Origin of the sequence: Pseudomonas sp. So3.2b, from assembly GCF_019464415.1 — a bacterium.
GTDB classification, from domain to species: domain Bacteria; phylum Pseudomonadota; class Gammaproteobacteria; order Pseudomonadales; family Pseudomonadaceae; genus Aquipseudomonas; species Aquipseudomonas shahriarae.
In genome coordinates, this window is sequence record NZ_CP080494.1 from 2002026 (window position 1) to 2015833 (window position 13808).

General features: G+C 62.9%; 15 protein-coding genes and 1 pseudogene. 12 read left to right on the top strand and 4 right to left on the bottom strand.

All coding sequences use genetic code 11. The features are described 5' to 3' along the window. The first annotated feature begins 9 nt into the window (after positions 1-9). The 12 genes and pseudogenes from phnG to K1X80_RS09110 all read left to right on the top strand — a co-directional run bounded on the left by phnG (position 10) and on the right by K1X80_RS09110 (position 9489). Positions 10-447, top strand: coding sequence for a phosphonate C-P lyase system protein PhnG (phnG, locus tag K1X80_RS09055; protein ID WP_057438833.1), 438 nt, complete (start codon positions 10-12; stop codon positions 445-447). Further along, positions 447-1036: pseudogene (gene phnH / locus K1X80_RS09060) on the top strand (phosphonate C-P lyase system protein PhnH). The gene phnG and the pseudogene phnH overlap by 1 nt, the downstream one beginning before the upstream one ends. After that, entirely contained in the window at positions 1036-2112 is a 1077-nt protein-coding gene (locus tag K1X80_RS09065) for a carbon-phosphorus lyase complex subunit PhnI (protein ID WP_057958967.1), read from the top strand. Before phnH ends, K1X80_RS09065 begins: the two are co-directional and overlap by 1 nt. Further along, positions 2105-2947: an alpha-D-ribose 1-methylphosphonate 5-phosphate C-P-lyase PhnJ gene (locus tag K1X80_RS09070; protein WP_057438836.1), complete on the top strand. Its 843-nt coding sequence runs from the start codon at positions 2105-2107 to the stop codon at positions 2945-2947. Before K1X80_RS09065 ends, K1X80_RS09070 begins: the two co-directional genes overlap by 8 nt. Next, positions 2908-3717, top strand: a complete 810-nt coding sequence (phnK, locus tag K1X80_RS09075; protein ID WP_120734408.1) for a phosphonate C-P lyase system protein PhnK — start codon at positions 2908-2910, stop codon at positions 3715-3717. The genes K1X80_RS09070 and phnK overlap by 40 nt, the downstream gene beginning before the upstream one ends. Then, positions 3714-4436 (top strand): phosphonate C-P lyase system protein PhnL, encoded by a 723-nt coding sequence (gene phnL, locus K1X80_RS09080; protein ID WP_120732262.1) that lies wholly within the window; start codon positions 3714-3716, stop codon positions 4434-4436. The genes phnK and phnL overlap by 4 nt, the downstream gene beginning before the upstream one ends. After that, a complete protein-coding gene (locus tag K1X80_RS09085; protein WP_057438838.1) occupies positions 4426-5571 on the top strand; it encodes an alpha-D-ribose 1-methylphosphonate 5-triphosphate diphosphatase in 1146 nt (381 codons plus the stop codon). Before phnL ends, K1X80_RS09085 begins: the two co-directional genes overlap by 11 nt. Beyond that, positions 5571-6137 carry a phosphonate metabolism protein/1,5-bisphosphokinase (PRPP-forming) PhnN gene (gene phnN / locus K1X80_RS09090; protein WP_057444570.1) on the top strand — a complete coding sequence of 189 codons (567 nt, stop codon included), beginning with the start codon at positions 5571-5573 and terminating at the stop codon, positions 6135-6137. Before K1X80_RS09085 ends, phnN begins: the two co-directional genes overlap by 1 nt. Continuing rightward, positions 6128-6877 carry a phosphonate metabolism protein PhnP gene (gene phnP / locus K1X80_RS09095; RefSeq protein WP_057958969.1) on the top strand — a complete coding sequence of 250 codons (750 nt, stop codon included), beginning with the start codon at positions 6128-6130 and terminating at the stop codon, positions 6875-6877. The genes phnN and phnP overlap by 10 nt, the downstream gene beginning before the upstream one ends. Before the next feature lie 121 nt (positions 6878-6998). Continuing rightward, positions 6999-7187, top strand: coding sequence for a type II toxin-antitoxin system HicA family toxin (locus tag K1X80_RS09100; protein ID WP_057438840.1), 189 nt, complete (start codon positions 6999-7001; stop codon positions 7185-7187). 24 nt (positions 7188-7211) lie between these two features. Continuing rightward, positions 7212-7616, top strand: a complete 405-nt coding sequence (locus K1X80_RS09105; protein ID WP_057958970.1) for a type II toxin-antitoxin system HicB family antitoxin — start codon at positions 7212-7214, stop codon at positions 7614-7616. A 358-nt stretch (positions 7617-7974) separates the two neighbouring features. Further along, positions 7975-9489, top strand: a complete 1515-nt coding sequence (locus K1X80_RS09110; RefSeq protein ID WP_178112949.1) for a M10 family metallopeptidase C-terminal domain-containing protein — start codon at positions 7975-7977, stop codon at positions 9487-9489. Positions 9490-9512: 23 nt separating this feature from the next. Here the strand turns inward: K1X80_RS09110 and K1X80_RS09115 are convergent, their stop codons facing one another. The 4 genes from K1X80_RS09115 to K1X80_RS09130 form a co-directional block, all read right to left on the bottom strand. Then, positions 9513-10709, bottom strand: coding sequence for an MFS transporter (locus K1X80_RS09115; protein WP_057438842.1), 1197 nt, complete (start codon positions 10707-10709; stop codon positions 9513-9515). 230 nt (positions 10710-10939) lie between these two features. Further along, positions 10940-11944, bottom strand: a complete 1005-nt coding sequence (locus K1X80_RS09120; RefSeq protein ID WP_057438843.1) for a sulfate ABC transporter substrate-binding protein — start codon at positions 11942-11944, stop codon at positions 10940-10942. Between the two features lie 93 nt (positions 11945-12037). After that, entirely contained in the window at positions 12038-12862 is an 825-nt protein-coding gene (locus K1X80_RS09125) for an ion transporter (RefSeq protein ID WP_057958971.1), read from the bottom strand. Positions 12863-12893: 31 nt separating this feature from the next. Continuing rightward, positions 12894-13769, bottom strand: a complete 876-nt coding sequence (locus tag K1X80_RS09130; RefSeq protein ID WP_057958972.1) for an urea transporter — start codon at positions 13767-13769, stop codon at positions 12894-12896. Between the last annotated feature and the right edge of the window lie 39 nt (positions 13770-13808).

Genomic DNA, 13808 nt, shown 5'->3' on the forward strand with positions numbered 1-13808 from the left:
GAGACCCCGATGAATCTGTCCCCGCGTCAGCATTGGATTGGCGTACTTGCCCGCGCCCAGCTCAATGAACTGCAACCCCACGAAGCGGCATTGAAGGACGCCGAGTACCAACTGATCCGCGCCCCGGAAATCGGCATGACCCTGGTGCGTGGGCGCATGGGTGGCAATGGCGCGCCGTTCAACGTCGGTGAAATGACGGTGACCCGCTGTGTGGTGCGCCTGGCAGATGGCCGCACCGGCTACAGCTACCTGGCCGGGCGCGACAAGGTCCATGCCGAACTGGCGGCCCTGGCCGATGCCCATCTGCAAAACGCGCAACCGAGCCCGTGGCTCAGCGATTTGATCAGCGCACTGGCCCAGGCCCAAGCCCGGCGCCGCGCGCAAAAAGAAGCCGACACTGCGGCGACCAAGGTCGAGTTCTTCACCCTGGTGCGAGGAGAAAACTGATGCACGCTCAATTATTGCAGCCGGCGTTTGTCGACCCGGTGCTGGATGCCCAGCGCAGTTTTCGCGCGGCGCTCAAGGCCTTGGCCGAACCGGGTTTGATCCAGCACCTGCCGGCAGCCCCGCACCTGGATGGCCTGGCGCCCGCCACCTATGCCTTGTGCCTGGCGCTGCTGGATGTCGACACGCCGCTATGGCTGGCACCGGCGTTCGACACGCCACTGATCCGCGCCAACCTGGCCTTCCACTGTGGCTGCCCGTTGGTTGCGCGTCGGGAGGAGGCCGCGTTTGCCTTGCTCGGCGAGCCGGACCTGCTCGATCTCAGCGGCTTCGATCACGGCAATGATCGCTACCCCGACCAGTCCTGCACCTTGCTGGTCCAGCTTAGCGAACTGGAGGCCGGGCGCGCCTTGCTCTGGCGCGGCCCGGGCATCCAGGCCCAGCGCCGGGTGCAGGTGCCGGTGCCGTCGGCTTTCTGGTTGGAGCGCCAGCGCCGCGAGGCCTTCCCCGTGGCCTGGACGTGTTGTTCAGCGCCGGCCATCACCTGCTCGGCCTGCCGCGCAGCAGCCGCATCACACAGGAGCACGCCTGATGTACGTAGCCGTCAAGGGTGGCGAACAGGCCATCGACAATGCCCACCGCCTGCTGGCGAAAAAACGCCGGGGCGATACGGGGGTTCCCGAACTGAGTGTCGAGCAGATCCGCCAGCAACTGCCCCTGGCCGTGGCGCGGGTGATGAGTGAAGGCTCGCTGTACGACGAAGAACTGGCGGCACTGGCGATCAAGCAGGCGGCGGGGGACCTGGTAGAAGCGATCTTCCTGCTGCGCGCCTACCGCACCACATTGCCGCGCTTCAGCCCGAGCCTGCCGATCGACACCGCGCAGATGTCGTTGAGCCGACGGTTGTCAGCCACCTTCAAGGACGTGCCCGGCGGCCAGTTGCTCGGCCCGACCTTCGATTACACCCATCGCCTGCTGGATTTCGCGCTGCTGGCCGAGGGTGAGTATCCAGGCCCGCAGACCACGGCGGATGCGCGCCTCGAACCGTGTCCACGGGTGCTGGGGTTGCTGGCCAAAGAGGGCTTGATCAAGCACGAAGCCGACGACCACGCCAGCGTCGCCGATATCACCCGCGACCCGCTGGAGTTCCCTGCCAGCCGTGCCGAGCGCCTGCAGGCCCTGGCTCGCGGCGATGAAGGGTTTCTGTTGGCGCTGGGCTATTCGACCCAGCGTGGCTATGGGCGCAATCACCCGTTTGCCGGGGAGATTCGCATCGGTGAAGTCGAGGTATGGGTCGATCCTGAAGAACTGGGCTTTGCCATCTGCCTGGGCAGCATCGAAGTCACCGAGTGCGAGATGGTCAACCAGTTTGTCGGCTCGGCCACCGAGTTGGCGCAGTTCACCCGCGGCTATGGCCTGGCGTTCGGGCATGCCGAGCGCAAGGCCATGGGCATGGCTCTGGTGGACCGCTCGCTGCGTGCCGAGGAGTACAGCGAAGAGATTGTCTCGCCGGCCCAGCGCGAAGAATTCGTGCTGGCCCACTGCGACAACGTTGAGGCCGCCGGTTTTGTCTCGCACCTCAAATTGCCTCACTACGTGGACTTCCAGGCCGAACTGGAACTGATCCGCAAACTGCGCCAACCGGCCGAGGGCACCCGCCATGAATGACGCCGCCTACAACTTCGCCTACCTCGACGAACAGACCAAACGCATGATCCGTCGCGCCTTGCTCAAGGCCGTGGCGATTCCCGGTTACCAAGTGCCGTTCGGTGGTCGCGAGATGCCGCTGCCCTATGGTTGGGGCACCGGCGGCATGCAATTGACGGCGGCGATCCTCGGTGCCGACGACGTGCTCAAGGTCATCGACCAGGGCGCCGACGACACCACCAACGCCGTGTCCATCCGGCGCTTTTTTGCGCGCACCGCCGGTATCGCCACCACCGAAGCCACCCCCGACGCCACAGTGATCCAGACCCGCCACCGCATCCCGGAAACCCCGCTGCAGGCCGGGCAGATCATGGTCTACCAGGTACCGATCCCCGAGCCGCTGCGCTTTATCGAGCCCTCGGAAACCGAGACCCGCACCATGCACGCCCTCAACGACTACGGGGTGATGCACGTAAAACTCTACGAAGACATCGCCACCTTCGGCCATATCGCCACCGCTTATGCCTACCCGGTGATGGTCGACGAGCGCTATGTGATGGACCCTTCGCCGATCCCCAAATTCGACAACCCGAAACTCGACATGAGCCCGGCGCTGATGCTGTTCGGTGCCGGCCGCGAAAAGCGCCTGTACGCGGTGCCGCCGTACACCCAGGTCAGCAGCCTGGACTTCGAGGATCACCCCTTTGAAGTGCAGACGTGGGACCACCACTGCGCCATCTGCGGTAGCCATGACTCGTTCCTCGATGAACTGATCCTCGACGACGCCGGCACCCAGAGTTTTGTGTGTTCCGACACCTGGTACTGCGCCCAACGGGTCAAGGAGAACAACCAGTGAGCCAGCCCTTATTGCAAGTGCGCGACCTGTCCCTGTTGTACGGCCTGGAGAAGGGCTGTCAGGACGTGAGTTTTGATCTGTACCCCGGTGAGGTGCTGGGGATTGTCGGCGAGTCCGGTTCGGGTAAATCCACCTTGCTCTCGCTGCTGAGCGGGCGCTTGCCGCCCCAGGCCGGCAGCGTCGGCTATCGCAGCAAGGACGGCGAATGGCTGGACCTCTACAGCGCCAGCGAAGCCGAACGCCGCACTTTGCTGCGCACCGAATGGGGCTTCGTTGAACAGAACCCCCGCGACGGCCTGCGCATGGGCGTGTCGGCCGGCGCCAACATTGGCGAGCGCCTGATGGCCCAGGGCGTGCGCAATTACCAGCAACTGCGCGGCGCCGGCCTGGACTGGCTGGGCCAGGTGGAGATCGACCCGCAGCGCATCGACGACCTGCCGCGCACCTTCTCTGGCGGCATGCAGCAGCGCCTGCAAATCGCCCGCAACCTCGTTTCCAGCCCGCGCCTGGTGTTTATGGATGAGCCCACCGGTGGCCTGGACGTGTCGGTGCAGGCGCGCCTGCTCGACCTGCTGCGCGGCCTGGTACGTGAGCTGGACCTGGCGGTGGTGATCGTCACCCATGACCTGGCGGTGGCGCGCCTGCTGGCCGATCGCCTGATCGTGATGCGCCGCTCGCGGGTGGTGGAAACCGGGCTGACGGACCAGATCCTCGACGATCCACAGCACCCTTACTCTCAACTGCTGGTGTCTTCGGTATTGCAGCCATGACGAATGCCTTGATCGAGGTCCGTGACCTCTCGAAAACCTTCACCTTGCACCAGCAGAACGGCGTGGTGCTCAACGTGCTGCGCGGGGTGGCGTTCAGCGTGCAGGGCGGTGAATGCCTGGTGCTGCACGGCCAGTCCGGAGCGGGTAAAAGCACCTTGCTGCGCACCTTGTATGGCAACTACCTGCCGGCCGGGGGCAGCATCCGCGTGCGCCATGCCGGCCAATGGCTGGAGCTGGTGGGCGCTGCACCCCGGGAGGTTCTTGAGGTACGCCAGCAGACCCTGGGCTATGTCAGCCAGTTTTTGCGGGTGATCCCACGGGTCGCCTGCCTGGATGTGGTGATGGAGCCCGCGCTGGCCCGTGGCTGGACGAAGGCTGACGCCCAGGCCCGTGCCGAGCATTTGCTGGCGCGCCTGAATATCCCCCGGCGCCTGTGGCAACTGGCGCCGGGCACCTTCTCCGGGGGCGAGCAGCAGCGGGTCAATATCGCGCGCGGCTTCATGGTGGCCTGGCCGGTGATGTTGCTCGACGAACCGACGGCCTCCCTGGATGACCGCAACCGTCAGGTTGTCCTGGAACTGATCAACGAAGCCAAGGCCGGCGGTGCCGCACTGATTGGCATCTTCCATGACCGTGCCGCCCGTGAGGCGGTGGCTGACCGCCATTTGGACATGACGCCCGCTGTGATTACCGACGAGGACTACGCCGATGCCCGCTGAACAGATCCTCAGCAATGCCCAACTGGTCACTGCTGATCGTGTATTTCTCGGCAGTGTGCTGCTGCGTGACGGGGTGATCGTTGACCTCGCCGAAGGCCGCAGCCAGTTACCCCACGCCCAGGACCTGGGCGGTGATTTCCTGCTGCCGGGGCTGGTGGAGTTGCACACCGACAACCTGGAAAAGCACATGACCCCGCGCCCCGGTGTGGACTGGCCATCGACCTCGGCCGTGCTCAGCCATGATGCGCAGATCATCGCGGCCGGTATCACCACGGTGTTCGATGCGGTGTCCATCGGCGACGTGAACCCCAAGGGCAATCGCATGCAGAAGCTGCCGGCGATGCTCAATGCCATTGCCTCGACGCAGGAAGCCGGCCTGACCCGCGCCGAACACCGCCTGCACCTGCGTTGCGAGCTGTGCCACCCGGACACCTTGAGTGTGTTCCGCGATCTGGTGGAAAACCCGCTGGTGCAACTGGTGTCGGTGATGGACCACTCGCCGGGCCAGCGCCAGTTTGTGCTGGAGTCCAAGTACCGCGAGTACTACATGGGCAAATACCATTTGAATGATGAAACCATGGACGCGTTCGTGCTGTTGCAAATGGCCAACTCCAAGGCCTACAGCGACCGCTACCGCGCCGCGATCGTCGAGCATTGCCTGGCGCGTGGCCTGTCGGTGGCCAGCCATGACGACGCGACCCTGGCCCATGTCGAGGAGTCGGCGCGCTATGGCATGAACATCGCCGAGTTCCCCACCACCCTGGAAGCGGCGCGCGGTTGCCGGCAACTGGGGATGAAAGTGCTGATGGGCGCGCCGAACGTGGTGCGCGGCGGTTCCCACTCGGGTAATGTGGCCGCCGCCGGCCTGGCTGCTGAAGGATTGCTGGATATACTTTCCAGTGACTACTACCCGGCCAGCCTGTTGCCAGCGGCCTTTGCCCTGGCGGCCCAGGACAATGACTGCGATCTGCCCCAGGCGATCAAGATGATCAGCCTGGCCCCTGCACAGGCGGCGGGCATCAAGGATCGCGGGGAAATTGCCGTCGGCCTGCGTGCGGACCTGGTGCAAGCCAGGGCCCAGGGCGGGCTGCCGGTAGTCCAACAAGTCTGGCGACAAGCCAAGAGGGTGTTTTGATGGTGGGCAGGTTGATCTATCTCATCGGGCCATCGGGTTCGGGCAAGGACAGCCTGTTGGAAGCCGCGCGCGGGCCATTGGCCGAGCGCGGTTGCCGCATCGTGCGACGGGTCATCACCCGTTCGGCGGAAGCGGTGGGCGAGGCCGCCCAAGGTGTGAGCCCCGCGCAATTCGCCGCGCTGCAAGCCGAGGGCGGCTTTGCCCTCAGTTGGCATGCCAATGGCCTGTCTTATGGCATTCCACGGCAGATCGACGACTGGCTGGCGGCCGGCGACGATGTGCTGGTCAATGGCTCCCGTGGCCACCTGGCGCAGACCCGCGCACGTTATCCGACGCTGTTGGTGGTGCTGCTGACGGTGGACCAGGCGGTGTTGCGCCAGCGTTTGCTGGCGCGGGGCCGTGAGTCAGTGGCAGACATCGACGCGCGCCTGGCACGCAATGCGCAGTTCAGCGACAGCCTGCAGGCTGCGCCTGGGGTGTTCCTGCTGGATAACTCCGGGCCGTTGGTGCATACCGTCGCCCGGTTGCTCGATTGCCTGGAGGAGGGGCACTCGGCATGCGCCTGACCCTGCTGGGCACCGGCGACGCCCGCCAAGTCCCGGTGTATGGCTGCGAATGCGCGGCCTGCACCCTGGCGCGCAGCGATGAACGCCTGCGCCGCCGCGAGTGCAGCGCGCTGATCGAGTGCGGTGAGCAACGCTGGTTGATCGACAGCGGGCTGACGGACCTCACCGAGCGTTTCCCGCCACGCAGCTTCAACGGCATTCTGCAGACCCACTACCATGCCGATCACGCCCAGGGCCTGCTGCACCTGCGCTGGGGCCAGGGCCTGATCATCCCGGTGCATGGCCCGGCAGACCCCGAGGGCCTGTCGGACCTCTACAAGCATCCCGGCATCCTCGATTTCAGCCAGCCCTTCGCCGAGTTCGAGACCCGCCAGTTTGGCGAACTGACGGTCACCGCGTTGCCCCTGCAGCACTCCAAGCCGACCTTGGGCTACCTGCTGCAAGGGCAGGGGCGGCGCCTGGCCTACCTGACCGACACCACGGGCCTGCCCCCGGCGACCCTCGACTGGTTGCGGCGCGAGCCTCTGGACGTACTGGTCATCGACTGCTCCATGCCACCGCAACCCCAGGCGCCGCGCAATCACAATGACCTGACCCTGGCCCTGCAATGCATCGACGCGTGCGGCGCCGAGCTTGGCGTGCTGACCCACGTCGGGCACACCCTGGATGCCTGGCTGTTGCAGCATCGCGGTGAACTGCCACCGCATGTGACGGTGGGCTGGGATGGGCGGGTGCTTTAGCTCCATGCCTGGGGCTTTTCAATATCCGGCAAAACAACCGTCAGTCTGCTCTGAAAAATCTGTGCTTGAGTAAAGGTAACTCTGGAGTTATTTTTATTCGGGCCGGAGCAAGGAGGCTGTGGTGCAAAGCAGGCTATTGATCAAGGAACTGCAAGAGGCGGGCTGGGTGTTGGATCGGGTCATGGGCAGCCATCACATTTTCACCCATCGCTATAACCCGTCCACGATACCGGTGCCCCATCCCAAGAAGGATCTGCCCTTGGGCACCGTGCGAAGTATCCGGCAGCGTGCCGGGTTGTTTTCGTTCTAGGTCGGTTTTTTCAGGAGAATATTCATGCAATACCCAATCTGTATCGAATGGGGCGATGACTTTACCGCCACCGGTATCCAGATCCCTGATATTCCAGGCGCGGTGACGGCCGGGGACAGTTTTGAAGAGGCTTACAACGCCGCCGTCGAAGTGGCTCACATCCTGTTGCAGGAGCTGGCTGGCGAAGGCCACGCGATTCCCATGCCGACCTCGGTGGCGACGCACCACGGCAATGAGGAGTACGCCGGGATGGGCTGGGGGATGCTCGAGCTCGATATCTCGCCTTACCTGGGCAAGACCGAGAAGGTCAATGTCACGTTGCCGGGGTATGTGATCCAGCGTATTGACCGTTATGTGCGCGAGCACAAGGTCAAAAGTCGCTCGTCATTCCTGGCGGATGCGGCGCTGGAGAAGTTGGTGCGTTCTTAAAATCGGTGAGTTCGGTGGTGGGGCGTCGAAGCTAAAATGTAGAGCGGATATTTCGTGGGACGGCGAGGATTTGGATTAAGAAACGTGTGTCTTTTTTGCGTTTTCCAAGGGCCATCAGCAAGTTGAATGGGCTTTTTCAAGACGGCATAACCCTTGGGGATTGTAAGGATCCATGTGTTTTGTCAGTAAACCGAACAAGCGGCCAAAGCGTTTCAATAAGACTCAAAGCCCCGGTGGCGGGGTGATTTCCTGCATGAAAGATTAGGCACGGATGACGGGGACCGAGACGGCTTTCTGCGATGAAAGGCGGCGCAGTTGGACCCTGATATCCCAGTTTTTAATCGAATCGGAGATCGCCATGAGTCAAATCAACAACACTGCTGCTCATCCTGGCTGCTGTCCTGAAGGTATGCACGGGCCGTCCAGGGAACCCATGTCTGCCCGTGGGAAACGCTCCCTCAGTACTGATCAGGTTGCCGGGCATCTTACGCGCAGCGGTACGCGTTTTAACGATCGGGACGGGGACGGCAAGACGCAGGTTTCCTACAAGCTCCAGGGGTTCACCGAGCAGCAGAAAACCTGTGCTCGCCGGGCCATGGAGGCTTGGCAAGACGTGGCCAACATCAGTTTTCATGAGAACGCCCGCAAGACGGATGGATCTATAGAGGTGTCCGGCTCCCATCGCATGGAAAGTGGCGTGGCATGGGGGCCGACACGGCACAATCCCGCGGCGAAAGCCACGATCGGTACACGGCGTGCCTCACATGCGCCCAAGGAGGGGAGTTACTTCCACACCACGATGGTTCACGAGATAGGCCATTGCCTGGGGCTGGCGCATCCCGGTGACTACAACGGTGGCGGATCGTACGAGCGGGATGCGAAGTTTGCGCAGGACACCCGGGCCGGTACGGTCATGAGTTATTGGGCGGAGCACAAGAACGCGGGTCATGACTTCAAGGGGCGGATGCCCTCGGCGCCCATGATGTATGACATCGCGGCGGTTCAGCGTCTTTATGGTGCCAACCACACTACCCGCAACACAGACACGACCTATGGGTTCAACTCCAATACCGGGCGTGACGTACTGAGCATCAAGAGCGCTGCGGACTCAGCGGTTTTTTGTGTCTGGGACGGCGGCGGTAACGACACCCTGGATTTCTCCGGCTATTCCCAGGACCAAAACATCAACCTCAATGCGCAATCATTCTCGGACGTCGGGGGAATGAAAGGTAATGTTTCCATCGCCAAGGGCGTGACCCTGGAAAATGCCGTCGGCGGTGCAGGCAATGATGTGCTGACCGGCAATGATGCAGACAATCGCCTCAAGGGGGGCAGGGGGGCAGACAAGCTGCGCGGAGGCGGCGGGGCGGACATCTTCGTCTACGACAAGGCCAGTGAATCCACGCCGCAGAACCCCGACCTGATCGAGGATTTCACCAGCGGCACCGACAAAGTCGATGTTTCTGGCGCCTTGAGAGAAGCCGGTATCAAACACCTCAACTTCTCCAGTCAATTCAATGGGCAGCCAGGCAATGCCGTGCTGGGTTATGACGCGCGTACGGGGCGTGGCAGTCTGGCGATTGATATGAACGGTAGCGGCAAACCTGACTTGCTATTGACCACTGCCGGTAAAATCCAAGCCACCGATATCGTGACGGGAGGACCGACGCCAACCCCCGGGCCCGCCCCCTTACCCACCCCGGCGCCAACCCCTGTGCCGCCCCCGACTCCGACCCCACCGCCTATGCCGGCACCCGCTCCCGCTGAATCCCTACTCGCGATCTTGACGAGTGTGCTCCAGAGTACCCTCATGCTGTTGCAGGGGCTCATTCGGTTATTTGAGAAGGGCCAGGCAGGGCAAGGGCATCGGTAGGTGAGGGTTGGCACCTGATGGGTTCAGGCTCTTACGGTCGACGCGCCCCTGGACACACTCAAGAAGCGCAGCAAGGCCACCAACGGGAACGCGCTACCCACCAGGATCACCCCAAGCCAGCCGCCGTGTTCATACACACTGCTGGCAATCGCCGAGCCAAAGGCGCCACCGATGAAGATGCTGGTCATGTACAGCGCGTTCAAGCGGCTGCGGCTGTGGGCGTCGAGGGCATAGATGGTGCGCTGGCCGAGGACCATATTCATCTGCACGCAGAAGTCCAGGACCACGCCCGTGACCATCAAGCCGATGACGCTGTAGGCCGGATGTACCAGCGCCGGTAGAAAACTCAGGGCCGCCAGCAACATGGCCAGCAACGAAGCGCGGTGGGTATGGCCGGCGTCTGCCAGGCGCCCACTGATCGGTGCTGCGATGGCGCCGAGGGCACCGACCAGGGCAAACAGGGCGATCTGGCTCTGGCTCAAGCCGTGGTTGCGTGAGAGTTCCAGGGGCACGGCGGTCCAGAACAGGCTGAAGGCAGCGAACAGGCAACCCTGGTAGAACGCCCGTTGGCGCAGCAACGGTTGCTCGCGCAGCAGGGTGGCCAACGAGCGCAACAACTGGCCATAGCTGGCACTGTGGTCCGGCTGGCGTTTGGGCACGGTCAACAACAGCACCACGCTGATAATGGCCATCATCGCGGCTGCGGCCATGAACATCGCCCGCCAGCCGAAGTGGTCCGCCACCAGGCTGGACACCGGCCGTGCCAGCAGGATGCCCAGCAACAGGCCACCCATGATGCTGCCCACCACCCGGCCACGGGACTCGGCAGGTGCCAAGTGCGCGGCCAGGGGAATCAGGATCTGCACTGACACCGAGCTGAAGCCAATCAGCAACGACACCAACAGGAACAGGTTCGGTTCTTTGGTGAAAGCTGCACCCAACAGGCTGGCGATGGCGACCACGGTGGTGATGATCATCAGCCGACGGTTTTCCAGCAGGTCGCCCAGCGGCACCAGGAAGAACAGGCCCAGGGCATAACCAATCTGGGTCAGGGACACGATCAGGCTGGCCATGGCGGGTGTCAGGCCGATGTCCGGGGCAATCAACTCAATGATCGGTTGTGCGTAGTAGATGTTGGCGACGATGGCGCCGCAGCAGAACGCAAACAGCAGCACCATGCCACGGGTCATGGTGGCGGTCGCGGGTGAGGTAGCGGTCATGGTGTTCTCGTTAAAACGGGGAAGGATGGCGTGAAGGGTAAAGGGTAGGCGAGGGAGGGGGTAAAGTGTTACTGATGATTTCAGTCATGCCTGGCATTAATGCCTTGCGCAGAACCTAATGTGGGAGCGGGCTTGCCCGCGATGGCGGCGTGTCAGGTTAGAAATACCTGGCTGATACACCGCTATCGCAGGCAAGCCCGCTCCCACATTTTTTGAACGAGTTTTGTCAGTTATTGACCGTTGTAGATCTGGTCGAAGACCCCGCCATCATTGAAGTGGGTTTTCTGCACGGTGCGCCAGTCGCCAAAAGTCTTCTCTACCGAGAGGAAGTCAACTTTCGGGAAACGGTCGGTGTATTTGGCCAGCACCGCTGGGTCACGTGGACGCAGGTAGTTGTTGGCGGCAATTTCCTGGCCTTCGGCCGACCACAGGTATTTCAGGTAGTCATCGGCCACCGCACGGGTGCCTTTCTTCTCGACCACTTTGTCGACCACCGACACCGGCGGCTCGGCTTCAGCGGAAACGCTTGGGTAAACCACTTCGAACTGATCGCGGCCGAACTCACGGGCAATCATTTCCGCTTCGTTTTCAAAGGTCACCAGCACGTCGCCGATCTGGTTGGTCATGAACGTGGTGGTCGCGGCACGGCCACCGGTATCGAGCACCGGCGCCTGCTTGAACAGCTTGCCGACAAAGTCCTTGGCCTTGTTTTCATCGCCGCCGTTCTTCAGCACATAGCCCCAGGCCGACAGGTAGGTGTAGCGCCCGTTACCGGAAGTCTTGGGGTTGGGCACGATCACCTGTACGCCATCCTTGAGCAGGTCCGGCCAGTCTTTCAGGGCCTTGGGGTTGCCCTTGCGTACGATAAATACGGTGGCGGAAGTGAATGGCGCGCTGTTGTTCGGCAGGCGGGTGACCCAGTTGTCGGGCACCAGTTTGCCGTTGTCCGCCAGGGCGTTGATGTCGGTGGCCATGTTCATGGTGATCACGTCAGCCGGCAGGCCGTCGATGACCGAGCGCGCCTGTTTGCTGGAACCGCCGAAGGACATCTGCAAGGTCAGCTTGTCGTTCGGGTGTTCGGCTTGCCAGTGCTTCTGGAACGCCGCGTTGTAGTCCTTGTAGAAGTCACGCATCACGTCATACGAGACGTTGAGCAGGGTGGTCGAGGCGGCCTGGGCGCCGATGGACAGTGCAAGGCCGGCGGCCAGGAGCGAAGCGCTAACGAGTTTTTTCACTGCTCATTCCTTGTTGTTCGCGAAGGTGGTGGCTTATAGCCCACGACTATAGCCGCGGTGGCATAGACGCTTAAAGATTAAAAAGAACTTTGCTTATTCCACTTTTTTATAGAGCCCGTTGCCGCAGCGCGAACAGAAGGCCGCGTTGGGTTCGTGGCTGCTTTTCTTGCACACCGGGCAGTCGTGTTGCAATTGCTCGCCGCGCATGGCGTTGGCCAGTTCGGCGGTAAAGATCCCGGTGGGCACGGCGATGATCGAGTAGCCGGTGATCATCACCAGCGACGAGATCACCTGGCCCAGCGGGGTCTTGGGCACGATGTCGCCAAAGCCCACGGTGGTCAGGGTCACGATGGCCCAGTAGATGCCCTTGGGTATGCTGGTAAAGCCATGCTCCGGGCCCTCGATCACGTACATCAGGGTGCCGAACACCGTCACCAGGGTGCAGACGCTGACCAGGAACACCACGATCTTTTGCTTGCTGCCGCGCAGCGCCGACATCAGGTAGTTGGCTTGCTTGAGGTACGGGCTGAGCTTGAGCACCCGGAAGATCCGCAACATGCGGATGATGCGGATAATCAGCAGGTACTGGGCGTCGCTGTAGTACAGGGCGAGGATGCCGGGGACGATGGCCAGTAAGTCCACCAACCCGTAGAAACTGAAGGCATAGCGCAATGGCTTGGGCGAGCAATACAGGCGCAGGCCGTACTCGATGGCGAAGATCAGCGTGAAGCCCCACTCGATATAGGCCAGCACATCGGCGTAGTTCTGGTGCACGACGTCGATGCTGTCGAGCATCACGATCACCAGGCTGGCGAGGATGATCAGCAACAGGATGCCGTCGAAGCGCCGCCCGGCCGCCGTGTCGCTCTGGAAAACCATGACGTAGAGCCGCTGGCGCCAGTCGTTGTTACTGTCCATGAAGTCCGCCTGAATCGAAGATCTGCGAAGCCTAGGGGGATTCGAACGGGCTGTCCATGTTGGACCGGTGCCGCAGACGCAGGGTGGCGCGCACCAGCCAGCAGGCGAGGATAAACGGCGCAGTCAGCGGTGCCAGGTGCAGGCCGGCGAAGCCTGGGGCAAGCAGGCATGCCAGGAGGATGCCGAGCAGGGGCAGCCAGGGTTGGCGCCGGTACTGGCTGAGGGCCAGGGCGGCAAGCGCCGGGTTATAGCTGTGCAGGCCGAGCAGGGCCCCAGCGCGGTCGTCGAGCAGCAGGCCGAGTGCCAGGCCGCTGCAGGCGCCCACCATGGCCCACAGTGCTGCGCGAGGGCTGGCCAGCAGCAGGCCAAGGGCGATCAGCACGCCGGCCAGTGGTTGATCCAGCAGCACGATCTGCCCCAGGCCGATCAGCGGAGCGCTTAGCCAGTCCAGGGGGGCCGGCGTAGTGATAGGCAGCGCGGCAGGTGCGACCGTGCCGAGCAACAGCCAGCCTAACCCGACGAAGGGCACGGTATAGGCAGGCAAGTCATCGCCATGGCCCGTGCGCTTGACCCATTGCCGGGTCAGGATCGCACTCAGGCCGCCGCAGGCCAGGATCAACGGGGGCAGCAAGGCCGACCAGGCGAAATGCTGGCTGATCAGTAATCCCAGCAACACACCGTTGTAGCTATAGAGCCCGGCCTGGCGCTCGGCCTTGGGATAGTCGCGGCGCTGGGCCGTGAGCAGGCCGGCGACCCCGCCCAGCAGCGCACCGCCGAGCAGGGCCGGGGCGCAGGTGAGGATCGCCAGCAGGCAGAGCAGGCCACACAGCGGGTGGCGTTGCAGGAATATCTGGCTGAAGCCGTTGAGCAGGGCTTCGGCCCAGTCGGGGCAGGTTGGGTTGGGCATGGTGAGGGAGTCAGGGAGACCGAGTTGCCCTTATCGCAG

Excerpts from the sequence above, each read along its gene's own strand:
- K1X80_RS09110 (WP_178112949.1), top strand. The coding sequence starts at position 7,975 with ATGAGTCAAATCAACAACACTGCTGCTCATCCTGGCTGCTGTCCTGAA.
- phnG (WP_057438833.1), top strand. The coding sequence starts at position 10 with ATGAATCTGTCCCCGCGTCAGCATTGGATTGGCGTACTTGCCCGCGCC.
- K1X80_RS09130 (WP_057958972.1), bottom strand. The coding sequence starts at position 13,769 with ATGCCCAACCCAACCTGCCCCGACTGGGCCGAAGCCCTGCTCAACGGC.
- K1X80_RS09085 (WP_057438838.1), top strand. The coding sequence starts at position 4,426 with ATGCCCGCTGAACAGATCCTCAGCAATGCCCAACTGGTCACTGCTGAT.
- phnL (WP_120732262.1), top strand. The coding sequence starts at position 3,714 with ATGACGAATGCCTTGATCGAGGTCCGTGACCTCTCGAAAACCTTCACC.
- K1X80_RS09125 (WP_057958971.1), bottom strand. The coding sequence starts at position 12,862 with ATGGACAGTAACAACGACTGGCGCCAGCGGCTCTACGTCATGGTTTTC.
- phnN (WP_057444570.1), top strand. The coding sequence starts at position 5,571 with ATGGTGGGCAGGTTGATCTATCTCATCGGGCCATCGGGTTCGGGCAAG.
- phnP (WP_057958969.1), top strand. The coding sequence starts at position 6,128 with ATGCGCCTGACCCTGCTGGGCACCGGCGACGCCCGCCAAGTCCCGGTG.
- K1X80_RS09105 (WP_057958970.1), top strand. The coding sequence starts at position 7,212 with ATGCAATACCCAATCTGTATCGAATGGGGCGATGACTTTACCGCCACC.
- K1X80_RS09070 (WP_057438836.1), top strand. The coding sequence starts at position 2,105 with ATGAATGACGCCGCCTACAACTTCGCCTACCTCGACGAACAGACCAAA.
- K1X80_RS09065 (WP_057958967.1), top strand. The coding sequence starts at position 1,036 with ATGTACGTAGCCGTCAAGGGTGGCGAACAGGCCATCGACAATGCCCAC.
- K1X80_RS09115 (WP_057438842.1), bottom strand. The coding sequence starts at position 10,709 with ATGACCGCTACCTCACCCGCGACCGCCACCATGACCCGTGGCATGGTG.